The organism is Bacteroides parvus, assembly GCF_017309675.2.
GTDB classification, from domain to species: Bacteria; Bacteroidota; Bacteroidia; order Bacteroidales; family Bacteroidaceae; genus Bacteroides; species Bacteroides uniformis.
In genome coordinates this window covers 2,571,152-2,596,841 of sequence record NZ_CP084680.1, presented here as the reverse complement: position 1 = coordinate 2,596,841, position 25,690 = coordinate 2,571,152, and the positions used below count along the sequence as shown (strand labels likewise).

Below are 25,690 nucleotides of genomic sequence, written 5' to 3'. Positions count from 1 at the left end.
TCAAATTACTTAAAGAGATTAACCATAGTCGCAATCATCGCTGCAATAGAAGCTGTCGTACTTCCCATTCCCAGAATTTCAGCAGTAGTCATCTTCTTTTTCTGTTCTTTACTTGGAACAATTATTTCACAACCAGGTTCAATGGCTTTCTTGTTCCCTGCTTTTAAACGAGAAACTGTACCATTCATGTATATTACATAGACCTTACGTTTCTTGGCATCATTACCAAAACCACCAGCTTGATTGATGTAATATTTCAAGCTTTCACCCTTTTTATATAAAACTGTATTCGGATACATTACAGCACCGTTGATTTTCACTGTACTTACGTACTCCGGAACAAATAACACATCTCCCTCACGAAGCACCATATCAGCATCTGAACCGGGATTCTTCAAAGCCTCTCCCAGATTTATACCTACAGAATAGGTATCAGACAAATCCAATTTTTTTACAGATATGGAATCTCCACCTCCCGCTTGCGCCATACGCAGGGCATCTTCTTTACGGCGAAATTCTTCTTCGGTCATCCTACGAATAAGACGCGCTCCTTTTACATAAGCATCGGGAGTCACTCCACCAGCCTTAGCTATCAAGTCACTCAAACGTTCATTTTTTTTCGATAGTGCATAATTACCGCTAAAAAGAACTTCTCCTCCCACCATAACATTCTGTTGTTTAAAATAAGACGGACTCTTACGAATATAAACTTCATCAAAAGGTTCAAGATGGAAATCCTGGCTTCCTTCTCCCACCAATAAGCCATCTTTCAAATCAAAAGAGAAATTCTGGCCTACTGTAGTACTGAAAGATGTACTCTTCGTATCTTTCATACGCCGTGCCACTTCAACTTTCGTCGTAGCCGCTGCCTCCAACAAGCCACCAGCCTGCAACACCAAATCCTCTACTGTCATTTTATCAGAATAGAGATATGTACCCGGATTGGCAACTTCACCATGGATGGTAAGTGTAGCTTCTTCCTTCAAATCATGAATACTTGGGATATATAAAATATCATTCTTCTGCAAAGGAATATCTGCAGCCGTCCCGTTCAGCAAACCTTTCACATCTACTTGTATAATCTCATGCGACAAGTCTTCAAGCTCACGATCGATTATAGCACGGTTTAAGAATGCATCTCCGCGAAGTCCTTCTGCTTTCTTAATCAGCTGTTTCACTGTATTCATCGTACCGTCCAACTGATACAAGCCTTCACGATATACAGCACCGCGGACTTCCACACGATTCTCAAAACGTTGTAAAACGGAATCAACCGTTATCTTATCACCGTCATCTACGCGGAATACAGAATAATCCATCTCATCCACATTATAAATTTGATGCTCACGTCCACTTTTACGGATTATACGTAATGCTTTTTTATAAGCATCACCCGTAAAACCACCTGAATACTTCAATAATGTGCCTACGGTTTCAGTGGGTTTCATTTCATAAAACATCGGACGTTTTACCTTACCCAATATCTGTACCAATGACTGGTAAGGATCCACAAGAATTACATCACCATCCTGCAGACGGATGTCATCCTTCATTTTTCCTTTCATAAGTAAATCGTAAACATCCAAATCTGCTATTGTATTTCCATTGCGAATCACTTTAATACTGCGTAAACTACCAATCGGATTCACACCACCTGCACGATATAAAGCATGGAATACGGAAGCAAATGATGAGAGGGTATAAGTTCCGGGCACCATAACTTCACCCATAACGTTTACTTGAATAGAACGTATTTCTCCTAATGTCAATTTAACTTGGGTAGAGGGAACATTTCCAGTTACTCCAGAATATATTCTGGCAAATTCTTGTTTCAAATAATTATTGGCTTCACTTACTGTTTTACCACTCAGATAAACCGGTCCTAAATTATTCACAAGAATACTTCCTTCCGGAGATATTGTTTGTCGGATTGTTGTTTCAGAAGCTCCCCACACATCAATAATCACCTCATCACCAGGTCCCAGACGATAATTCTCGGGAGTAGCAACATTCACATTAGGTTCGAAAGTCAAATTATCGTTAGTAAAAATATTATGACCATAAATTTGCGAAGTCGGATCCCCCGCCCCTTTCTCTTGAGACAAGGAACGATTATCCATCATTTGTAAAGAATCCCCTGCAACATCCGTTTGCCTGGCAGAATACGTTTCCGAAGTTGTACGCAACCCTTTGACTACGCCACTCATTTCACCACGTTGACGAGAACGTTTCTCATCTTGGGTATTGCTCTGCGGACTTCCAGATTTAGAATTTTCATACTTTTTCTGAATTCTTTCAACTTGTTCCCTTGTCACTCCCCGCCGCATTAATTCAGTAGTAATCTGCTTTTGATTTTTACCCATCTGCTGAGCGCTTTTTACATACTGAACAACCTTATCATCTGACATCTGCTGAGCAAAAGCTACTCCTGACAAAGTAAATACCAAAAAGAATAGTGTTATTAATCTACGCATAAAATATTCTGATTAATCTTTTGAGTTCTTGTAATAAATATAAATCGGGCACAAAGGTAATATATTATTTTATAATATACATTTATTCCACTTCTAAGTTTCAGAAAAAGCATTAAAAAGCTGTCATTTTCACGTCTTTTCCTTGGGTAGAAGAAAGTGAGAAAATTGGCACTATTTTTTTCATTAGTCCAATCAAAATAGCCTTTTTTTCGGTATAACTATGTTGCACCAAGGCCAGCACTTCTTCCCGCACATGTTCATAATCATCAACAGATGCCTTTTCACGCTTTATCTTTTCACTGATTACAGAATCCAAAAGCCCATCCCCAGGCCCTCCTACAATGTACACTTCTCCTCCATCCCCCATGACTCCCACTTCCAGGGTGAGCATACAAGCTTCAGACAAGGTCATCAAACAATGCGCATTCATCGGATACATCTCACCCAAACGTACTATGAACATATCAGTTTCCCCTTTGTCGCGTTTCAACCTGCAATAAGATGACTGCACATACATTTCCGCCACACGCTTACTATATTCCATAGCATTCTCCGGATGACGTGCATTAGTTACAGACATCATAACCATACGGGACACTCTATACTTTACCGCCAGGTCCGCAATATTCACTGTTCCCGATATATTCGTTTGAATTGCCTCTGACACAAAATCATCCATCAGTTGTACATGTTTATAAGCAGCAGAATGAAAAACAAGTTGAGGACGTGTTCCTTCAAATATAGCCTCCATACGCGTACGGTTAGCAACATCTGCAACCAATACGCGGACCTCCAGATTCTTCCAATGATCAGACAATTCCAACTGTACATCATACAATGGGGACTCTGCCTGATCTACCAGAATCAACTGATAAGGATTCAGTGTAGCCAACTGGCGGACGATTTCCCTTCCTACAGCTCCCGCTGCTCCCGTAACCATTACTCTACGCCCCTCAATATGGGCCGCAATTTTACGCATGTCAACTTGTACCGGTTCTCCACGAAGCCAATCTTCTATTTGAATGTCCTTTATCAGTCCATCATCCATACAATCGCTTAAGGGAGGAACGGTCATTACATGAATATCATGAGAGAACAGTTTATCCAGCATTCCGGAATTTTCCAAATCCGATACCTTGCTTGGAGAGATAATGATTGTATCCACTTTCTTTTTCTTTAGACGATCAAACAGCTGTTCATCGTTGGGATATACCCTGCATCCCATCGTATGTTTACCTATCATATCAAGTTCGTCCGAAATAAAGCCACGCAGGCGATAATGATTATTACGACTAACTCTCAAGGATTTTGCAACATCGACTCCAGTCCCATGGAATCCATAAATAAAAACATTCACGCAATGACGTGCATCAAAAGCAATAGCTTCATAAAGCATCTTCACAGCAATGCGCATACAAACCATCAGAGAGAAAGTAAACATATATGCCATAAACAGAATGCTGTTCGGCAAAGTTTCTTCAAGCCCCAAAACAGACCAACAGAAATTCCCCAAAAACAGTACAACATAGCTTATCGTAAGGCTCCAAAACACACGATAAATATCTACAAAAGAAGAAAAACGGATGACACCTACATAAGTACGGAAAATATGAAAGAAACAGACATTACACAATACAGCCCAAATGGTCAGCCATACATACAAAGAAATTTCATAAGATACGGACGAAAGCCTATATTGCAAAAAACATGCAGAAAGTATGGAAATCACAACGATAATTACATCTACCGACAACACCACCCATTTGGACGCTATGCGTGAAGAAAGATATTTATAATATGTTCTAAAATTCATAATCAGTATCAGACTTTTTGCTATAGGACCTACGACAAAGATGCTTCTTTTCGTTTTATTATCCAATTTTTAAGGCAATAAAGTTCAGAACATTCAAACAGAAAATTATTCTACTAAAATATTTCTAAAAAAAACAAGGATTCTTTTTGCCTTTTCAAATAAAGATGTACCTTTGCACCCCGTAAACAAAAGTTTATTGCCGCTATAGCTCAGTTGGTAGAGCAACGCATTCGTAACGCGTAGGTCGCCAGTTCAAGTCTGGCTAGCGGCTCAATATTAAAGCACTGATTATTCCAGATAATCAGTGCTTTTTCTTTTCTAAAATAAAAAACGCTCTTCTACGAGTATATTTGCATAAAACACAATGCCCTTTCAAACAGTTTAATCTATAGCCGCATGATTATCTCAAAATAGGTTTAAAACAGCACCATCTGATTACATCCACAGTCTAAAATGATAACTTGAAACATATAGATACACTATTAAAAACATAATACACCTATATTATATATAGTAATTCCCAATATTTGTGGCAACTTTTCAATAACCAAATTTTTCAATCTTAAATGAAGTATTGAGATGACGAAAAAACACAAGCTAAAATCAAAAGGTTACCATAGATTTCTATAATATACTATAAGAAAATGAAAAGAATCAAGTTATTTACAGCAGCTTTGCTGCTGGCGGCTATGTCCGCAGGAAACGATATGTGGGCGCTTTCCACTTCAGGAAAGAAAGACACGCATCCGGTAGAATCACCCAAATTCTTCAGTGGAAACGCCAACCCACTGTCGGATTTCATTTTTGTGGCCGACCCGACATCGATGGAATACAACGGAAGGCTCTATGTGTATGGAACCAATGACACCCAGCAACTGGACAGTGTGGGGAAAGATGGCAAAAACACATACCAATACATCCATTCGCTGGTTATGTTGTCTACCGATGACATGGTAAACTGGACTTATCACGGACTGATTGACGTAAAGGCCCTCTCACCATGGGGTATAGCCTCATGGGCTCCATCCATTGTATCGCGGATAGAATCGGACGGTAAAACCCACTTCTACCTCTACTACTCCAACAGCGGTGCGGGCGTAGGCGTACTAACCTCCACCTCTCCCGTAGGCCCGTGGACCGACCCGCTGGGGCGTATGCTGGTGAGCCAGTTCACCCAAGGATTAGGCCACTGCAAAGCTCCCTTCGACCCGGGTGCCGTGATAGATGACGAAGGTATAGGATGGTTATCATTCGGTGGAGGCGGAAAGGGGGAAGTCGGCACCGACTACATGCCTGGAGATGCCCGCATTGTCCGCTTGGGCAAAGACCTGATTAGTCTGGACAGCGAGATAGTAGAGATAAAAGCTCCCTATCACTTCGAAGCCAATGAGCTGAACTACTGGAACGGCACATGGATTTATACCTACAATACCGACTGGAACAAGCGCACCGAATGGCCCCACGAGGGAGTGGACAAACCCAGCATCTGCTGCATGTCGTACATGACTTCACACACGCCTCTCGACACCGACAGCTGGAAGTATGTGGACAATTATTTCAAGAATCCCGGAGACTATGGTATGGGGTTCAGCAACAATCATACCCATCTGCAAAAATACAAAGGAGACTATTACCTATTTTATCACAACATGTGCTTGCAAGAACACAAAGGCACCAATGGCGGTTTCCGCAGCCTTTGCGTCAACAAGCTGAAGGTAGACGAAAAAAACGTGAAGCTGGAAATGGGAGAAGCCACACTGAAGGGTGTGGACCAGATAAAGCCAGTGAACCCGTTCATTCATCAGCAAGCAGAAACAACAGCCGCTACGCTAGGCATACACTTTGAGCCTACAGCCACACCCGGCAACATGCTTGCAGTGGGCAGTGAACAAAAGAAATCAGTTATATCCGTACGTGGCGTATTCTTCTCCGGCTTTCCCTCTCTATTCCGTGCCACAGCAGCAGGACACGGCACTCTGGAAGTGCACCTTGACCGCCCCGATGGTGAAGTACTGGCTTCCACCTCCTTCAATTCAGACTCTTTACAGACTGTCTCTACAAAGATAAACACAGACAAAGACGGTATTCACAACCTTTATTTCGTATTTAAAGGCAAAGAACTGAAGGTAGATGAATGGATATTTGAGAGATTTTGAAAAGCATAATCTACCGTAGCCCTCAAAAATATTCATTGCAATAATTATTTATATGATAAGCACTACGCATTCGGTCAGCACTACAGATTTTAATGAAAAAAATGCTCCGACTATGTAGTTTCCAATAAAAAATGTATCTTGCGGAGATTTATTAAATACGATATAAACATGAAACCCTATTTAATCCCCTTCTTTGCAACTGTTGCACTGACCGCAACCGCTCAACAAAAAAACGAGATTACCAGCGTCCTCGAAATACTGGATGTAACCAATGGTAACCGGACCGTCGTCAAAGAATTTCCCTACCGGATTGAAGCCCCCAATTGGACGCCCGACGGGCAATGGCTGCTATACAACAGCGAAGGAAAGCTTTACCGCCTTTCCCCCACCTCGCCTGCCGAACCGGAACTGATAAACACCGGATTTGCCCAAAACTGCAACAACGACCACGTCCTCTCGGCCGACGGACAGCAGATAGCCATCAGCCACGGGACGAAAGAGGACTATAAATCGCGCATTTATACACTTCCCATCACGGGCGGCACTCCCCGTTTAATAACGCCTATGGCTCCCAGCTACCTCCACGGTTGGAGTCCCGACGGTAAAGAACTTGCCTATTGCGCCGAACGAAACGGCAACTATGATATTTATACCATCCCCGTGGAAGGAGGTGAAGAAACCCGCCTGACCACTGCCGAGGGTCTGGATGATGGACCGGAATATTCCCCCTGCGGACAATACATCTGGTTCAACTCCGTACGCACCGGACTCATGCAAGTCTGGCGCATGAAGGCAGACGGCTCCGAACAGACCCAGATGACCTTTGACGAAACCCGCAACTCCTGGTTCCCCCACATCTCTCCTGACGGAAAATCCGTTGTATTCATCACCTACTACAAAGGTGACCTGGAACCGGGAGAGCATCTGGCAAACAAGAACGTAGAACTGCGCCTAATGCCCGCAAACGGTGGAGAACCCAAAACTTTGTTAAAGATTTTCGGCGGACAAGGCACCATCAATGTCAACTCATGGGCACCGGACAGCAAACGCATAGCCTTTGTCAGCTATCGAATTAACTGATATGACTTGATGATTTTCACTCCATTTTTTACTAACTTTGCCCGACTAAAGATGCAGTAAAACAAAATGGAAAAGAAAAAGAAGAAAATCATTATCGGAACATTCGTTACACTAATTCTTATTGGAGCAGCTTGTGCAGGAACAGTATACTACTATCTGTTTGCCCCGCAATTCCATCCGCAAAAGACAGTCTATATCTATATAGACCGCGACGACACCGCCGACTCCATATATAATAAGGTGAAACAACAAGGCCATCCCCGAAGCTTCACCGGCTTCCGCTGGATGGCCCAATACAAGAAATATTCCGAAAACATACACACCGGACGCTACGCTATCCGGCCGGGAGAAAACGTATATCACGTATTCAGCCGTCTGTACCGCGGATATCAAGAACCTATGAACCTCACCGTCGGCAGCGTACGCACGCTGGACCGCCTGGCACGCAGCATAAGCAAACAGCTCATGATAGACTCCGCCGAAATAGCCGGACTGATGAACGACTCCGCATTCCAACAAAAACTGGGATACACCAAAGAGACCTTGCCCTGCCTCTTCATCCCCGAAACCTACCAAGTCTATTGGGACATGAGTGTGGAAGAGTTCTTCGAAAGAATGCAGAAAGAGCACCAAAGGTTCTGGAACCAGGAACGCCTAGGAAAAGCCACCGCCATCGGAATGACCCCGACGGAAATCTGCACCCTTGCCTCCATCGTCGAGGAAGAGACAAACAACAATCCTGAAAAACCGATGGTAGCAGGGTTATATATCAACCGCCTGCACGCCGGCATGCCCCTGCAAGCCGACCCTACCATCAAATTTGCCTTGCAGGCCTTCGGCTTGCGGAGAATTACGAATGGCCATCTGGCGATAGAATCCCCCTACAACACCTACCTCAATACCGGATTGCCTCCCGGCCCCATACGCATCCCCTCACCCAGCGGGCTGGATGCCGTGCTGAATTATACGAAACACAACTACCTCTACATGTGTGCCAAAGAGGACTTCTCGGGCACCCATAACTTTGCATCCAATTATGCCGAGCACATGAAAAATGCAAGAAGATATTGGGATGCATTAAACGAAAGAAAGATTTTCAAGTAATCTGCTGATAAAATAAAAGCAAAATCCTATATTTGCGTCAAATATTAATCCATGACTAACACTTAAATATTCAGATATGAGCAAGCAACTCTTACTTGGCGATGAAGCCATTGCACAAGCTGCATTAGATGCCGGACTTTCGGGCGTATATGCCTATCCCGGCACTCCTTCTACGGAAATCACCGAATATATTCAGATGACACCGGTTACTGCTGAAAAGAACATTCATAACCGCTGGTGCTCTAACGAAAAAACTGCGATGGAGGCTGCCCTGGGCATGTCCTTTGCAGGCAAGCGTTCACTAGTGTGCATGAAGCACGTGGGTATGAACGTGGCTGCCGACTGTTTCATCAACTCTGCCATTACCGGCGTAAAAGGTGGTCTGATAGTCATAGCTGCCGACGATCCCAGCATGCATTCCTCGCAGAACGAGCAGGACAGCCGTTTCTATGGCGACTTCTCCCTCATCCCGATGTACGAACCAAGCAACCAGCAGGAAGCATACGACATGGTATACAACGGATTCAGCTTCTCCGAACAGACCGGCGAACCCATCCTGATGCGCATGGTTACGCGCCTGGCACACTCCCGTTCCGGTGTAGAGCGCAAGGAGCAACAACCGCAGAATGAAATTTCCTTCAGCGAAGACCCACGTCAGTTCATCCTCCTGCCGGGTAATGCACGCAAACGTTACAAAGCATTGCTGCAACGCCAGGACGAATTTATCAAAGCTTCTGAAAACTCCGCTTACAACAAATATACCGACGGTCCCAACAAAAAGCTGGGTATCGTGGCATGCGGCATCGGCTACAACTACCTGATGGAAAACTATCCCGAAGGCTGCGAATATCCGGTACTGAAAATCGGACAATACCCGTTGCCCAAGAAACAGCTGATGCAGCTGGTAGAAGCATGTGACGAGATTCTGGTACTGGAAGACGGACAACCGTTCGTAGAAAAACAGCTGAAAGGCTATCTGGGCATCGGCATCAAAGTAAAAGGCCGTTTGGACGGCACTCTTTCACAAGACGGAGAGCTGAACCCGGACAGCGTGGCACATGCCGTAGGCAAAGAGAACAAGGCTGAATTCAGCGTTCCTTCTCTGGTAGAGATGCGCCCGCCCGCTTTGTGCGAGGGTTGCGGCCATCGCGACATGTACACGGTGCTGACCCAAGTATTGAAAGAAGAATATCCCACTTATAAGGTGTTCAGCGACATTGGTTGCTACACGCTGGGAGCCAACGCTCCGTTCAACGCCATTAACTCTTGCGTGGATATGGGCGCCTCCATCACCATGGCGAAGGGTGCTTCGGATGCCGATCTGCATCCTGCCGTAGCCGTTATCGGCGACTCCACCTTCACCCACTCGGGCATGACAGGACTGCTGGATTGCGTCAACGAAAACGCCGACGTCACCATCGTCATCTCCGACAACGAAACCACCGCCATGACCGGAGGACAAGACTCTGCCGGCACCGGACGTTTGGAAGCCATCTGCGCCGGCATCGGTGTAGCTCCCGAACACATCCGCGTCGTAGTTCCTTTGAAGAAGAACTACGAAGAGATGAAGCAAATCATCCGGGAAGAAATCGAATACCACGGCGTATCCGTCATCATCCCCCGCAGAGAATGTATCCAAACATTAGCACGCAAAAAAAGAAACAAGTAAAGCCATGAAAAAAGACATCATACTTTCCGGCGTAGGAGGACAAGGTATCCTCTCCATCGCCACCGTAATCGGCAAAGCAGCCCTCAAGGGCGGACTCTACATGAAGCAGGCAGAAGTACACGGCATGAGCCAGCGAGGCGGTGACGTGCAGTCCAACTTGCGCATCAGCGACCAACCCATCGCCTCGGACCTTATCCCCACAGGAAAATGCGACCTCATCATCTCCTTGGAACCGATGGAGGCGTTGCGCTACCTCCCCTTCCTCAGCCCTGAGGGTTGGCTGGTGACCAATGAAGCTCCCTTCATCAACATTCCCAACTATCCGGCAGAAGAAGACATCAAGGCCGAAATCAACAAGCTGCCGCATAAAATCATGCTGAACGTAAACGAGGTGGCAAAAGAAGTCGGCTCTCCCCGCGTAGCGAACATCGTACTGCTGGGCGCCACCATCCCCTTTCTCGGCATTGACTATGCAAAGGTGCAAGACAGCATCCGCGAAATCTTCCAACGCAAGGGAGACGCCATTGTAGAGTTGAACCTCAAAGCGTTGGCTGCCGGCAAAGAGATTGCTGAAAAACTGATGTAAACTATAATTGACTCTAAATTTCAACATACCATGAATAACAAATACTGGGAAGAAGAGATTGAAACGATGCCCCGTGAGCAGTTGCGCGAACTACAACTGCAACGGTTAAAAAAGACTGTCAGCATTGCCGCCAACTCTCCCTACTATAAAAAAGTATTCCAAGAGCATGGCATCACTGCCGGCAGCATCCGGTCTATAGAAGACATACGTAAGATACCGTTTACCACCAAGGCTGATATGCGCGCCAATTATCCTTTTGGATTAGTAGCAGGCGATATGCGTGAGGACGGAGTACGTATCCATTCTTCCAGTGGCACTACGGGCACGCCGACGGTCATCGTACACTCCCAACACGATTTGGACTCTTGGGCAAACTTAGTGGCACGCTGCCTCTATATGGTAGGCATCCGTAAGACGGATGTTTTCCAAAACAGCTCCGGCTACGGTATGTTCACCGGAGGACTGGGCTTTCAGTATGGAGCCGAACGTCTGGGTGCACTGACTGTTCCTGCCGCTGCCGGCAACAGCAAGCGCCAGATTAAGTTCATCACCGATTTCAAGACTACTGCCCTACATGCCATTCCCAGCTATGCCATCCGTCTGGCCGAAGTATTCCAGGAAGAAGGTATAGACCCTACCAGTACAAGCTTGAAAACGCTTGTTATCGGTGCCGAACCCCACACAGACGAGCAACGTAGAAAGATTGAGCGCATGCTTGGTGTCAAAGCCTACAACAGCTTCGGTATGACTGAAATGAACGGTCCCGGCGTAGCCTTCGAATGTACCGAACAAGACGGCATGCACTTCTGGGAAGATTGCTACCTGGTCGAAATCATTAATCCGGAAACCGGCGACCCCGTACCGGAAGGTGAAATCGGCGAACTGGTACTGACAACCTTAGACAGAGAAATGATGCCGCTTATCCGTTATCGCACGCGCGACCTTACCCGCATTCTGCCTGGCAAGTGCCCTTGCGGACGTACCCACATCCGTATAGACCGCATCAAAGGCCGTAGTGACGACATGTTCATCATCAAGGGAGTCAACATCTTCCCCATGCAGGTGGAAAAGGTGCTGGTACAATTCCCCGAATTGGGCAGTAATTACCTCATCACACTTGAAACGGTTAATAATCAAGATGAAATGATTGTAGAAGTTGAACTCAGCGACCTCTCTACCGATAACTATATCGAGCTGGAGAAGATTCGCAAAGCAATCACCCGTCAGTTGAAAGACGAGATTCTGGTAACCCCGAAATTGCGGTTGGTGAAGAAAGGCTCCCTACCGCAGAGCGAAGGAAAAGCCGTCAGGGTAAAAGACCTGAGGAACAACAAATAAACCGTAAAAACCTCTTTTCAAAACAGACCATCTGTTCACCCGATACAGATGGTCTGTTTTGTATAAACGTATCATCTATCTTCCCTTGATACATCATCTGTTTCAGCATCACGTATCATTTGTTTCACAATCACCCACATCCGCATAAAAAGAAAGAGGAACGGTTATCCAGACAGATTACCGTTCCTCTTTTATAGAAAGCCGCACCGATGATGTGATGAAACTCCGTATGACATGATTTGAGTGCTCCTCCTCTTTGTAATCCACCGACTCAAGAGTTACCCCGAAGGGCGTGGCCCGCCATTGAGAAGCGAAGCTTGTCTCGGTATTTCATAAAAATTGATGAGTTTCCCGATCCAATCAATGCGGCTATTTTTTCTATAACAAAGGTAATGAGTTTCTATGAAAGAAACAAGTAAAATCAGCAAATTGTTTCAAGTCCTTTTAATGTTTTAACCCCTCCCAAGACTATCAGAAAACAAAAAGTGCTGACTACCAAAAGAGTAATCAGCACCTCGTAATTTATCTGCTAACTGTTTTTATGCAGCCTTTGCTTTAGCAACGATAGCCTTGAAAGCTTCCGGATGGTTCATCGCTAAATCAGCCAACACCTTGCGGTTGATTTCGATACCGGCTTTGTGCAAAGCGCCCATCAGCTTAGAGTAAGACATACCTTCCAGACGAGCGGCAGCATTGATACGCTGAATCCACAAAGCGCGGAAGTTTCTCTTCTTGTTCTTACGGTCACGGAACGCATAAGTCAAACCTTTCTCCCAAGTATTCTTGGCAACGGTCCAAACGTTCTTTCTTGCACCAAAGTAACCTCTGGTCAATTTCAAAATTTTCTTTCTTCTTGCTTTAGAAGCAACATGATTTACTGATCTTGGCATAGTTTTACTTGTTTTTGAATGTTAGCGCCGTTACTTCACGCAGCGGACTTAAAGCTAATGCATTCGGTTAATAACTTTAATACTTTTGTACGCTTTTCAATTACTTCATTGCTAAAAGCTCTTTCACCTGGCTTACATCTGTTGTACTTACAAGTGTAGAGTAGCACAAGTTTCTTTTCTGCTTCTTAGTTTTCTTAGTCAGGATGTGACTATGAAAAGCGTGCTTTCTTTTGATTTTACCTGTTCCGGTAAGAGTAAATCTCTTTTTAGAACCGGAGTTAGTCTTCATCTTTGGCATCTTTTTTAACTTTTTAATTATTAAATTATATGGCAACGCACTATACCTATGGCGTTACTCATTCTTTATTCTCCTTCGGTTTCAGCCGACGCGGCCTTTGGCGCATCTTCTGCAGGCTTGGGAGCCACGCTCTTCTTCGATGCCGCCGCTTTCTTCGGAGAGAGCTGGATTGTCATTCTCTTTCCTTCCAGAACCGGCATCTGGTCTACCTTCGCATAATCTTCCAAGTCATTGGCAAAACGGAGCAGCAGCACTTCTCCTTGCTCTTTGAACAAGATAGAACGACCTTTAAAGAATACGTAGGCTTTCACCTTATCGCCATCTTCCAAAAAGCCTTTGGCATGCTTCAACTTGAAATTATAGTCATGGTCATCAGTCTGAGGTCCAAAACGTATTTCCTTCACGTTTACCTTCACCTGCTTTGCCTTTTGCTCTTTCTGACGCTTCTTTAACTGATAAAGAAATTTAGAATAATCAATAATACGACAAACAGGGGGTTGTGCATTTGGAGAAATCTCCACGAGATCCGCTTCATGTTCTTCAGCAAGTCTTAAAGCCTGCGCTATCGGATACACTTTTGGTTCTACTTCATCGCCCACTATGCGGACTTCTTTGGCCCGGATTTGTTCGTTAATCCGATGTTGCCCTTTTAAGCTGTCATTCTTCATTAAATAACGTTTACTTCCAGTTTGTTTCTTATTTACTATTCCCAAATTAATGTTTTATGTTAAGTAAAAGCGATCTTTAGAACATCTAATATATGCTATGCTTCTACAATTGGGCGCAAAGTTACCATTTATTTATCATATTCTGAACTTCTTCGTTCATTTTTTTGGCAAATTCTTCAAATTTCATGGTTCCCTTATCACCTTCTCCCTGCTTGCGGACAGCAACTTCCTTGTTTTCAGCCTCCTTTTCACCTACAACCAGCATGTACGGAATACGCTTCATCTCATTGTCACGAATCTTACGACCAATCTTTTCATTGCGTTCATCCACAATGGCACGGATGTCATATCGCTTCAAGTATTGTTTCACTTCATGCGCATAGTCGTTGAACTTCTCGCTGATAGGCAGAATAGCGACCTGATCAGGAGTCAGCCACAACGGGAATTTACCAGCTGTATGCTCAATAAGCACAGCCACGAAACGTTCCATGGAGCCGAACGGAGCACGGTGAACCATTACGGGACGGTGCTTCTGATTGTCGGCACCGGTATATTCCAGTTGGAAACGTTCCGGCAGGTTGTAGTCCACCTGGATGGTACCCAGCTGCCAACGGCGACCAATGGCATCCTTCACCATGAAATCCAGTTTAGGACCATAGAAAGCAGCTTCTCCATATTCTATTTTTGCCTTCAACCCCTTTTCTTCACAAGCTTCGATAATGGCACGTTCTGCTTTTTCCCAGTTCTCGTCACTACCGATATATTTTTCGCGGTTCACCTTGTCGCGCAAGGAAATCTGTGCCTCGAAGTTCTCGAAGTCCATAGATTCGAACACGATGGAGATAATGTCCATTACACGGAGGAACTCATCCTTCACCTGGTCCGGACGACAGAAGATGTGCGCATCATCCTGCGTAAAGCTACGTACACGTGTCAGCCCGTGCAGCTCACCACTCTGCTCGTAACGGCAAACCGTACCGAACTCTGCCAAACGCAAAGGCAGGTCTTTGTAAGAACGGGGTGAGTTCTTGTAAATCATACAGTGGTGAGGGCAGTTCATCGGTTTCAAGAAGTACTCTTCCCCTTCTTCCGGTGTATGTATGGGCTGAAAGGAGTCCTTACCATATTTTGCATAGTGTCCGGAAGTGATGTAAAGCAATTTGTTGCCGATGGGCGGACACATTACTTCCTGATAATCGTAACGGGCCTGGATGCGACGTAAGAAGTCCTGCAAGCGGATACGCAGTGCAGTACCTTTGGGCAGCCACATCGGGAGTCCCTTACCTACGGTGTCGGAGAACATGAACAAGTCCATCTCCTTACCGATTTTACGGTGATCGCGCTTCTTTGCCTCTTCCAGCAGAACAAGATACTCATCCAGCATCTTCTTCTTAGGGAAAGTGATGCCATAGATACGGGTCATCATCTTACGGTCTTCTTGTCCACGCCAGTAAGCACCGGCAACGGAAGTCAGTTTAATAGCCTTGATAGGAGCTGTGGTCATCAAGTGAGGGCCACGGCACAAGTCGGTAAATGCACCCTGCGTATAAGTTGTGATGTGACCGTCTTCCAATTCGGAAATCAGCTCGCATTTATAAGTTTCTCCACGGTCACCAAACATCTTCAAAGCATCTGCCTTGGCAATGTCTTGTCTGACAACCGCTTCTTTCTTAGCCACCAGTTCAGCCATTTTTTTCTCAATGGCCGGCAGGTCAGCTTCCTTGATAGTCGTTTCACCCGGGTCCACATCATAGTAGAAACCGTTTTCGATAGCAGGACCTATACCGAACTGGATGCCCGGATAGAGTTCCTGCAAAGCTTCGGCCAGCAGGTGGGCACTGGTATGCCAAAAGGCATGCTTACCCTGCTCATCCTCCCATTTATAAAGAACCACTTCAGCGTCTTGCATGATAGGACGCCCCAAATCATAAATTTCTCCGTTCACGCCACAAGCCAGCACGTCTTGTGCCAATCGCGAACTGATGCTTTCTGCAATCTGCAGTCCCGTTACTCCTTCGTTATATTCACGAACAGAGCCGTCTGGAAATGTTATCTTTATCATAGTTTATATGTATATTTCATTTTTCAGAACGCAAAAATAGCTAATTCTTTTTGATATTCTATTTTTTAGCAAAAAAATGTTATTCCCGTGTATCTGTAAACCTCTTTATGATATTATAGGCCGACACAATGCCCAACTCTCCGGCTTTACTCAAATCAGCAATACCTTGTTTGTTATTCCCCAGGAAGATGTGCGTCAACCCACGGTTAAAGTATGCTTCAGCAAAATCGGGGCTCAGCTCAATCGCCTTGTCATAATCCGCCAAGGCGGCACGGTAATCCTTCAGCAACGAAGACACATTGCCACGGTTATAATAGCCATAAACAAAATCAGGAGCCAATTGGATAACGTGGTCCAGGTCATTCTTCACAACTTCATAATCGATGGCCGTCACTTCAGGCTTCTTCATTTCCGTTGTACCCGAAGTGGCGCCTTCACTCATTGTGGCTTCGGCCTTTTTATATTCCAGTTGCTTATAACGCACCAAAGCACGCATAAAGTATGCCGGAAAGAAAGTGTCGTCCAACAAGATACTCTTTGTAAAGTCATCTATGGAACTGGCAAAATCCTGAACCAGATAGAAGTCCAGACCTCTCATGAAACGTTTCTTGGCGTTCTTCTCGTCAGCCACCACATCAGACGTATGAGCGTCTATCAAAGCAAAGTGGAAGCGTACTTGTTCCTCCGTCAGCGGAGCTTCCATATTGGTGATGCGCAGTGGCTTCGGGAACAGTTTCGAATGGTTCAGTTCCTCAATATACTTATGATAATGTACGATACGCTTCACATCGCTCAGTTTCTCATAATAAGTCAAAGCATACATCGGCTCAAGCTTGATGGTCACATTCCGGTCTTGTACACGTCCACGATAATCGCTCTTATAACGCTGGTCAACTTCCGAATCGTCCGCTATTACAATTTTCCGATAATTTTCCATATTCTTGTCGGATTTCTTACGGGTCTTCCCGCCATCTCCATTGGAGTTCCCCGAAGAATTATCCGCAACATCCTTACTGTCGCCACCTTCCTTTTTGTCACCGGAAGAAACACCGTTACGCTTGTCTATCTGCATCTTCATGATTTTGAACTCATCCTGCTCGGCTCCTTTACGGTCGCCAATCTTTTTACGGGCTTCGGCACGCTGATAATAGCCGGCCATAAAGTTAGGATATTCTGCAATCACTTTGGAATAGTCACTGATAGCTCCCCGGTAATCCCCCGTCTGCGCACGTAACAAACCACGATTGAAAGTGGCCATCATATTATCCGGTTCCATCTTCAACACAAAATCAAAATCTTCTATCGCCCGGTTGTCATCGCCTACCTGGGCACGCAGCAGACCGCGGTTGTAGTGCCCGAGAAAATTATTCGGATCAATATCCAAAGCCAAATCATAGTCACTCATGGCGCCTCTCAAATTATTCTGATGGAAACGCGCCAAGGCACGGTTGATATAGTTACCGGCATTCTTTGCACTCAGATGGATAGACTGGTCCAAATCAGCTTCAGCCTCTTTATACTTTCCCTGCTGGAGACGTACAATGGCTCTTGCCCCCCATCCGTCCGGGTCATAACGGTCCATATCAATAGCTTTGTCAAAATCACGCAAAGCTTGTATCGTATCGTTCTGTTTCAGGGAGACTTCCCCGCGCATCAGATAGGCACGCGTATATTTGGGGGCAATTGTCAGAAGCGTACCCAAATCTTCCTTAGCTGCCTCATAATCTTCTTTCTGAATATGGCAAAGAGAAAGATTATGCCAAAGCACCACATTCTCCGGATCGTATTTGATAGCGGTTTTATAATCTTCAATCGCCTCGTCAAACTTGTTCTGACGGATACGTGCCAATCCTCTGATCTGGTAAGCACCTACCACAAAAGGATTTCTTTGAATCGCAGCATCACAATCACTCTCCGCTCCCTGATAGTCATCCAAATTGATTTTTGCCAGTCCACGGAAGAAATAAGGCTCATATAAATAAGGTTTCGCGTTGATTACCTGATTAAAATATTGGATAGAAAGCACGTAATCCTCAAAATACAATGCATTCCGAGCAATGGTCATCACCCGTTCCGTATTGATTTGCGCATACAACAATGTGGGTAACAGCAAAATAGCTGTCAGTATTTTTCTTATCATCTTGTTTTATAAATGCTTGTAAACGAAACAAAAGTAACGTTTTTCGTTTACTTGTCGGGATTAGCGGAACACTTTTTATATTTTTTGAGCCTTTTATACCATATTATATGGTTGACTTATTTCTTTACGGTTTTCACCTTATAAGTGCAGTGTGCCTTGCCCTTCAACATGGCATTCAGTTTTCCTTTAATCATCTGCTTGCGCAACGGAGACAAATGGTCGATGAACATCTTTCCTTCCAGATGGTCGAACTCGTGCTGCATCACGCGTGCCAGGTAGCCTTCGATAATCTCATCGTGCGGTTCCAGATTCTCGTCCAGGTACTGCACACGTATTTTGTTGCCACGCTTCACCGACTCATGAATACCGGGAAGGCTCAAGCACCCCTCGTCCATAGAAACCTCCTCACCGGACACCTCCAAAATATGGGCATTGATATACGCCTTGCGGAAATCTTTATATTCTGGCATATCTTCGGAAAGTACATCCAAATCGATTACCACCACGCGGATGGGAAGCCCAATCTGCGGTGCTGCAAGTCCTACGCCTTCGGCATGGTCCATCGTTTCAAACATATTCTCAATAAGCTCTTTCAAATTCGGATAGTCCGGGGCAATATCCTCTGCTACCTTTCTCAATACGGGCTGACCGTACACATAAATGGGTAAAATCATTTCCTTTACTACAAATTACTAATTACAAATTATTTTCTATACATTATAAAAAGGAGAAACGTTTGTTCTCCAAATAAGTTTGCAGAATAATAGTTGCACTGATTTCATCCACCAGTGCTTTATTTTGGCGGTCTTTCTTTTTCAATCCAGCCTCAAGCATCGTCCGATGAGCCAGAACAGAAGTAAAACGCTCGTCTACATATTCAACCGGCATGTCAGGCAGTTTCTTCTTCAGCGAACGGACAAAAGGTTCGATATTCTTCATGTTTTCCGAAGCCTCATTATTCATCTGCTTAGGAAGGCCTACCAAGATACGCTCTACCGGCTCCTTAGCCACATAATCAAGAAGAAACTGCAACAATTGGTGTGTAGGCACAGTTGTCAGTCCATTCGCAATCATCTGCAATGTATCACTCACGGCTATTCCCGTACGTTTTCGACCGTAGTCTATGGCTATTATTCTACTCATAATGGGCTACAAAATTACGATTAAAATTTGAATTCCGCCGTTAATCTTACATATATAATACAGAAAAAAGGGATGTCTGATAGTATCAAACATCCCTCCGCTGATTTTTTCATTAATTATTTCAAATGAATTTTGTATGTCAGCCCTCCCGTGAAATATTTCATCCTCTGCATTTCGACCTGCACATGCAGATGCTTGAACAGCAGATAAGTGGCTCCCAAAGCAAAGTCCTTGGAGTCGTACTCCGCTATCACCCTCAACTGCGGATGGAAGGAGGGATTGTAGGTGACACCCAGTGCAAAGCCATTCAGTTTGTACTCCTTGCGGTTGTTGTAAAGGTAGGAAAGATGGACACCGATCTCCTCCTTACCCACAACGGGTATATGCTTGGAGGCGGCAATATAGAAACGGCTGTAATAGCCGTTACCTTCCGTGGTGCCTACCTGGCCGCCACCGGAGGAAGTGAACGGGTCGGACGTCCCCAGCACGACAGCCGGCATGTATTTCCAGAACTGCCCCTCCTTCAACACACGTAGACGGGCGGAAAAGTAGCGGTCCTGGTTCGTGAACCCGCTATACCCGTATGGCTTCAATCCCAACGCCTCCGCCTTGAAGAGCGTACACGTGTAGGCCACTTCCAGAAAGGGGAAGATGGTGACGTTCAGGAAATAGTTGTAGGTATGATAGTACCAGGTGGGCGGTGTGAGCTCCTTGTTCAGGAAGTTGCCGCCGACCATGAAAGTCTTGTCGCGCTGCATCTCCGCAGAGGGCGCATGCAACAGCCCGGTTGTACCATACGTCAACTGGGAAAAGGCCGAAAGGGAAAGGCTGCAAAACAGAACGATAAAGAATAGCTTAAACTTCATCATCACATATAAATTCAGTCGCTGATAAAAAATGGGTTGCTTTATAACGTGCATCGGACATAGTACCAAAAAAAGGCGTCTGAGTCCCAGACGCCTTCATTTTTAGAGTCTATTTGTCACTTGGAGTGTATTATTCCAGGATAACTACGCGGTTCAGGAAGTTCTTGCCGAACATGTTTTCAGTACCACCGAATCCTACGAGTTCAAGCTGGTCCTTGTCAACACCCTGAGCAATCAAAGCGTCGTAAACAACCTGGGCACGCTTTTCGGACAGCTTCTGGTTCCAAGAAGCGCTACCGGTAGCCTTGTCTGCATAACCTGCAACTTTGTACTTCTTGTCCGGATTAGCCTTCAGAATCTTGGCAGCCAGTTCGATGTTAACCTTGCCATAGTCGTCCAGACGGGCGCTGCCAATCTTGAAGAAGATGGCACGCGGACCGGCAACTTCAACTTCCTTGGTCACTTCCTTAACTTCAGGTTTAGCGTTGGCCAGTGCATTCTTGCAGTTAGCCAGGTCAGCCTGAGCCTGAGCCAGTTCACTTCTATATCTGTTGATTTCCGCATTGACTGCGTCTTCGTCAATCTTAGAAACCGGAATAAACTTCTTACCGCCGAAGATGTAGCTAACACCTGCGGTCAGCATACCTGTACCTTCAGCCTTGCGATGGCTGCTGATATTACCGAAAATGGACGGAGCGATGGCACCGCGAGCTTCTACGTCAATGGCCCACTTGGTGTTGATATTGAACTTCAAGCCCAAACCGGCAGAAGCGCCGATACGTGCACGCATTTCTGCTTCACCGGCAGGAGCCATAGACTGCGAAGTACCATCAGCACTAATTGTAACATCCACATTTTGAGATTTTGCTACAGAAATTTGAGGTCCCAAGAAACCGTAAACTTCGAAGAAACGGTTAGGATTAGCACCGGCAAACAATGTAGAAAGATTGATCATTGCATCAATGTTACCACCTACATAAGTCTTGTTGTGTTCCCAGTATGCATCATCCAAACACAAATGCTGAGTAATACCGTTTACCTGAGCACGTACCCCCCAAGTCGGAGTAATCAGCTTACCAACTGACACGCTGAAATGCGGAGCAATCTTATTGAAACCGTCATTGTTGATGGCGTGGATACCACCACCTACACTGACAAAAATATTATCGCTCCATTTCGGAGTGTAGTAGTTCGTTTTTTCCTGTGCATTCAGATTTGCTGCACAAGCGCCTGCCAATAGTAAGGAGGCTATCATTAATTTACTTTTCATTTTCTCTTGAGTTTAAAGATTGATAACTACAACTGAAAATCAATTAGTCAGCAATTATAATACCACCACCTGCGTTGCCATCATCACCATGACCATGTCCATGACCATGAGATTGAGGAGCATGATTATGACCCGGAATCGGCTGATCAACTTTAATATCCAAATCTGTTTTTGTATAGTTATTTACTACAGCAATACCAAGAGTGACATCGCCAGCTTTTGTTGTAGCATCAGTCTTCTTAATAATCTTATACTCAGTATTTACAACAGTATAGACAGCCTTTGCTTCTGTTTGAGAATGAGCATAAACTTTAACATTTTCTTTTACAGCAGGTTCTTCTTTATATGTATCCTTGAGAGTTGCAAAGAATTGATTAACAAGCATCTTATCTTCAAAATCCGTTGCATCATTCTTAGTAGACACTACCTTATTCCCCGTTTTTTTAGTGTAACGTATGGTAGTGGTAAGCCAATAATCACTAGGATTGGCAACAGCGTTCTTGCCATCTACAGATTCCTTTTCATCAGTAGTAGATTCTTCAACTTCGATTTTTGTTTCTGCTGTTTCCTTCTGAAGAATGATAGTCGGAGTCAAAGAAGCAAACTGACCAGCTTGCAATTCCGGAACATCAACTTTGACTTCTACACTCATATCCTTATAAGAAGCAGTAACCGTAGCTTTGGTTGCTGCCAAAGTTGGATTACCAGTAAACGTAGCTGACGGACTGATAGTGACCGTAGCAGCAGTAGTTACATCAGTTGTAACGCCATTCTCTACGGCAAGTACAATCGGACTGATAGTAGCTTGCGCATTGATAGGCTCAATATTTACATTGAACTCTTCTTTTTCACAAGAAGTGAAAGTTGTAGCTAAAGCTACTACGGCTAACGCAAATACTGCACTTATGCCGTTTAAGAATTTAATCTTTTTCATCTCAATTAATTAATTAAAAATTTAACAATTCTGACTTAATAAAATATGGGTTAAAACTATTTTCTTCCATTATATTATCACTTGCCTCTGCTTTGTATTGCTTATAATAAGTCCTTTCATTACCCGCATTATATACAACGCCCATATTGGCAGAGGTGTTTACACGCGGTATATACCCTCTTCTCTTATACTTATAAGGAGGCAATGCCACCTGAAACCGGAATCCTCCATTCGCTTTGGCATGCTCTGCTTTCATAGCATAAAAGCCTATCGAACAATAACGAAAATGACGAGCCATTTCAAATCTGACCCCCTTTTCCTTCATTAGATATTGTTCAGCTTTCAGTGTGAACTGAGTATTGAACCGCGGCCAATAAAAGCTCCCCCCCAAAGACCAAGTGGCAACCCATGTAGAAGGATCATAATGCAATTTAAATCCGTCCCAATATCCAGTTCCAGTATATCCTATTCGAGCCAGCAAAGAAAATCTCTCATCATTAAAAGGCCTAAATAAATCTACATCAAATCCATACTGATCCGCATTAAAATACCCGACAGTAGCTTTACCAAACACATTATACGGCAACCTGAAACGTTGTGAAAGAGTCAAATTTCCCGGATGAACCTTACCTTCATATTTTCCATATCCATCATTATAAACCGGTATTTTCAACTGTGCCGTTAATTTCATACCTTTCCATAACGAAACTTCTATCGCAGGACTCAAATCAAACAAGACCTGGTAAATCTGTGTAATCACCAGATTCTTGAAAGCTAATTGAGGATATACCAATACATCAATCTTGAACAAAGAACTATTTTTCAACTTTATTTTTCGTGCATTTTTCCAAGTATCACCCAATTCATAGCTTACATTCCAGTCATCACGTTCTGCTTGGAGCACCGAATCTCCCTTTATGGGATGATAATAAAGAGAAATCTGGGGTACATTATTATCCAGAACTATTATGCGGCATGACTTTTCTTCCGGTACACCTGCTAATAAATGGGCTTTCTATCTAAAACACAGACAATCCTTGGCTTCTCTCTCTTTGTTTGTCTGCTGTTGCATAGGGGATTAATGACGCCTAACGGCCATGAACAACTCTGCTAATGGTCGTCAAGCGATTGCTTTATGGCCGTAAGCAGGGTTGTTCATGACTGTTAGGCGTCACTAACCCCAAGACTTTTCGGATGAAGTACGTAGCCTACATCTATTGTGGATAGGGCGCAAATGTATTGTACAACAACTTAAAGGACATTAGACGGCATTATTCATAGCCATGAGTTAGAAATCATCCGCTTGAATGGCTCACTCTACCGGTACCTTTCATAGTCCCTGCGGAATGATGCGTCCTACCGCCCAACTCGATATCCACCGATTTCGTAGAAGAGCAAGCTCGAAAATGCAGGAAAAACGAACTGATTGATTTATGTAGCTCTTACGTAATATTATGCTAGTAAACAGGTGGTTACTGCAAAACCTCGGCGTTTCAGGCAGGTGGAAGCAAAATTTGCTTCCACCTTTTCGGCTTGCTTCCACCGCAGGGCAAATGCCGATGGATAGGGGAATGCAGAAGGTGGGTGGAAGTGTGGAAGCAAAGTGATGGAAAATAAATTTCCAGAGAAAGTTTCCGCCGCCATAGCAATAGCCACACTCTTGATAGTTTAATTGTTACTGGCTTATTATTATATTTGTTCTTTCAGTAACGCTGTGCCCTATACTGTAAATATTTGATAGTTAATAAGGTAATTATAAAAAAAGACAAGAGTGATAGAACATGAAAGCAATTTGTAGGATTGATTTTTGTTACTGCTTTGTTACTACTAATAATAAACTGTATGTTTTTATTTAAAGAATATGAAAAAGCAATTGAATTTAAAAGAGCCAATAAAGGTGAGAACAAAAAAATTGGTTAATGGATGCCAATCCATATATCTGGATATTTATATGAATGGAAGGCGGCAATACGAATTCTTAAAGTTGTATATTATCCCTGAACATAATCAAGCTGATAAAAAAAGAAATGTCGAGACGCTAAATTTGGCAAATGCGATAAAGGCTCAGAAGATTTTGGAAATATATAATCAAACTTACGGATTTAATCATAACAGATTGTCCAATATGAAGCTGACTGGCTATATGAAATTAATAGCAGAACAAAGTGTGAACAATAGAGTACGGAAAAGTGCCATACATGCCGTTGTATGCCATTTGGAAAGATATACTCCGAATGGAATATTGCTAAGAAAGGTGGACAAGACTTATTTGTTGGGTTTTATAGATTACTTGAAGAAAACAAAACAAGAACATTGTAAGAAGGAAAAGACATTGCATGTTAACACCCAATTCTATTATTTGAAAACGCTGCGCTACTGCTTGAATAGGGCCGTCTCTGAAGATTATATAACTGTTAATCCGATGAATAAGATAAAGAACGAGGACAAACCAAAACGTAATCGAACAGAAAGGGATTATCTTACTATAAAGGAATTGACCAGATTGGTTCATACTCCTTTTTATAATACCTTATTAAGGAAAGCATTTTTATTCAGCTGTTTTTGTGGGTTGAGGCATTGTGATATTATTGCATTGAGATGGGAAGATATACGCTATGATGAAAATGGCAATGCACTATTGAGTATTATTCAGAAGAAGACGAAAGAAGCCATATCGCTTCCACTCTGTTCGGAAGCCATAAAACATCTGCCAGACAGAGGAAATGCACCAGAAACGGAAAAGGTGTTTGCCGGATTGGTCTCACTGGGGAGAAGTAATGTAATTTTACACAAATGGGTTGAACAAGCTGGGATATCAAAGCATGTAACATTTCATACAGCGCGCCACACACATGCAACAATGATGCTGACACTGGGAGTAGATTTATATACGGTCTCCAAACTATTGGGACATACCAATATACAAACAACACAAATTTATGCAAAGCTTGTAGATGAAAGTAAAAAGAAAGCTATTGATTTAATTCCTAATATATCATAGGGGTTGGTTAAATGCGAAGTGCAATTTGTCATTCTCTTTAATTCTTGCAGATATTTCTTCTATTTATCCTTTTTCAGAGAAAAGTGAATTAGCAAAAACATCTGAAAAATGACTATTTGGCACAAAAAACAACATTCTGTATAGTAATTATGCACAGCTATATTAAGGATTTTAAGATAGCTAATATACTTCATATAA

General features: G+C 43.8%; 19 protein-coding genes, 1 tRNA gene and 1 pseudogene. 8 read left to right on the top strand and 13 right to left on the bottom strand.

Features of this window, described 5'->3' with window-relative positions; all coding sequences use genetic code 11:
- Window positions 1–5 precede the first annotated feature (5 nt).
- Together JXR92_RS10385 and JXR92_RS10380 are read right to left on the bottom strand one after the other, a co-directional pair.
- Entirely contained in the window at window positions 6–2,474 is a 2,469-nt protein-coding gene (locus JXR92_RS10385; RefSeq protein ID WP_138346213.1) for an SLBB domain-containing protein, read from the bottom strand.
- A gap of 112 nt (window positions 2,475–2,586) precedes the next feature.
- Entirely contained in the window at window positions 2,587–4,287 is a 1,701-nt protein-coding gene (locus JXR92_RS10380) for an SDR family NAD(P)-dependent oxidoreductase (protein ID WP_119961676.1), read from the bottom strand.
- 198 nt (window positions 4,288–4,485) lie between these two features.
- Here JXR92_RS10380 and JXR92_RS10375 point away from each other — a divergent pair.
- From JXR92_RS10375 to JXR92_RS10345, 7 genes are all read left to right on the top strand, one after another.
- A tRNA-Thr gene (locus tag JXR92_RS10375) sits at window positions 4,486–4,558 on the top strand.
- A 373-nt stretch (window positions 4,559–4,931) separates the two neighbouring features.
- Window positions 4,932–6,443 (top strand): glycoside hydrolase family 43 protein, encoded by a 1,512-nt coding sequence (locus JXR92_RS10370; protein WP_117601467.1) that lies wholly within the window; start codon window positions 4,932–4,934, stop codon window positions 6,441–6,443.
- Window positions 6,444–6,611: 168 nt separating this feature from the next.
- On the top strand, window positions 6,612–7,523 hold the full coding sequence (locus tag JXR92_RS10365; RefSeq protein ID WP_138346212.1) for a TolB family protein: 912 nt from the start codon (window positions 6,612–6,614) through the stop codon (window positions 7,521–7,523).
- A 66-nt stretch (window positions 7,524–7,589) separates the two neighbouring features.
- Window positions 7,590–8,627 carry an endolytic transglycosylase MltG gene (mltG, locus tag JXR92_RS10360; protein ID WP_138346211.1) on the top strand — a complete coding sequence of 346 codons (1,038 nt, stop codon included), beginning with the start codon at window positions 7,590–7,592 and terminating at the stop codon, window positions 8,625–8,627.
- Between the two features lie 76 nt (window positions 8,628–8,703).
- Entirely contained in the window at window positions 8,704–10,296 is a 1,593-nt protein-coding gene (locus tag JXR92_RS10355) for a thiamine pyrophosphate-dependent enzyme (RefSeq protein WP_138346210.1), read from the top strand.
- 4 nt (window positions 10,297–10,300) lie between these two features.
- The gene (locus JXR92_RS10350; RefSeq protein WP_117601463.1) at window positions 10,301–10,882 is read left to right on the top strand and encodes an indolepyruvate oxidoreductase subunit beta; all 582 of its coding nucleotides are present in this window, start codon (window positions 10,301–10,303) and stop codon (window positions 10,880–10,882) included.
- A gap of 30 nt (window positions 10,883–10,912) precedes the next feature.
- Complete coding sequence (locus JXR92_RS10345; protein WP_138346209.1) at window positions 10,913–12,220, top strand: phenylacetate--CoA ligase family protein; 1,308 nt, start codon at window positions 10,913–10,915, stop codon at window positions 12,218–12,220.
- Between the two features lie 539 nt (window positions 12,221–12,759).
- Here JXR92_RS10345 and rplT read toward each other — a convergent pair.
- The 11 genes and pseudogenes from rplT to JXR92_RS10290 all read right to left on the bottom strand — a co-directional run.
- Window positions 12,760–13,110: a 50S ribosomal protein L20 gene (rplT, locus tag JXR92_RS10340; RefSeq protein ID WP_004289896.1), complete on the bottom strand. Its 351-nt coding sequence runs from the start codon at window positions 13,108–13,110 to the stop codon at window positions 12,760–12,762.
- Between the two features lie 100 nt (window positions 13,111–13,210).
- On the bottom strand, window positions 13,211–13,408 hold the full coding sequence (gene rpmI / locus JXR92_RS10335) for a 50S ribosomal protein L35 (protein WP_005827880.1): 198 nt from the start codon (window positions 13,406–13,408) through the stop codon (window positions 13,211–13,213).
- Between the two features lie 65 nt (window positions 13,409–13,473).
- Entirely contained in the window at window positions 13,474–14,076 is a 603-nt protein-coding gene (gene infC, locus JXR92_RS10330) for a translation initiation factor IF-3 (RefSeq protein ID WP_117601461.1), read from the bottom strand.
- 121 nt (window positions 14,077–14,197) lie between these two features.
- Window positions 14,198–16,138, bottom strand: coding sequence for a threonine--tRNA ligase (gene thrS, locus JXR92_RS10325; RefSeq protein WP_005836068.1), 1,941 nt, complete (start codon window positions 16,136–16,138; stop codon window positions 14,198–14,200).
- 79 nt (window positions 16,139–16,217) lie between these two features.
- Complete coding sequence (locus tag JXR92_RS10320; RefSeq protein WP_117601460.1) at window positions 16,218–18,278, bottom strand: tetratricopeptide repeat protein; 2,061 nt, start codon at window positions 18,276–18,278, stop codon at window positions 16,218–16,220.
- 116 nt (window positions 18,279–18,394) lie between these two features.
- Window positions 18,395–18,952 carry a peptide deformylase gene (gene def, locus JXR92_RS10315; RefSeq protein ID WP_022402114.1) on the bottom strand — a complete coding sequence of 186 codons (558 nt, stop codon included), beginning with the start codon at window positions 18,950–18,952 and terminating at the stop codon, window positions 18,395–18,397.
- Between the two features lie 43 nt (window positions 18,953–18,995).
- On the bottom strand, window positions 18,996–19,421 hold the full coding sequence (ruvX, locus tag JXR92_RS10310; protein WP_005827870.1) for a Holliday junction resolvase RuvX: 426 nt from the start codon (window positions 19,419–19,421) through the stop codon (window positions 18,996–18,998).
- Between the two features lie 116 nt (window positions 19,422–19,537).
- A complete protein-coding gene (locus JXR92_RS10305) occupies window positions 19,538–20,290 on the bottom strand; it encodes a YjbH domain-containing protein (RefSeq protein ID WP_034523133.1) in 753 nt (250 codons plus the stop codon).
- 127 nt (window positions 20,291–20,417) lie between these two features.
- Window positions 20,418–21,557, bottom strand: coding sequence for an OmpA family protein (locus JXR92_RS10300; RefSeq protein WP_005827866.1), 1,140 nt, complete (start codon window positions 21,555–21,557; stop codon window positions 20,418–20,420).
- Between the two features lie 43 nt (window positions 21,558–21,600).
- A complete protein-coding gene (locus JXR92_RS10295; RefSeq protein WP_206897532.1) occupies window positions 21,601–22,491 on the bottom strand; it encodes a DUF3869 domain-containing protein in 891 nt (296 codons plus the stop codon).
- A 13-nt stretch (window positions 22,492–22,504) separates the two neighbouring features.
- A pseudogene (locus JXR92_RS10290) lies at window positions 22,505–23,488 on the bottom strand (hypothetical protein); the annotation flags it as partial.
- 864 nt (window positions 23,489–24,352) lie between these two features.
- Between JXR92_RS10290 and JXR92_RS10285 the strand changes: the two are divergent.
- Entirely contained in the window at window positions 24,353–25,492 is a 1,140-nt protein-coding gene (locus tag JXR92_RS10285) for a site-specific integrase (RefSeq protein ID WP_005827858.1), read from the top strand.
- The last annotated feature ends 198 nt before the right edge of the window (window positions 25,493–25,690 follow it).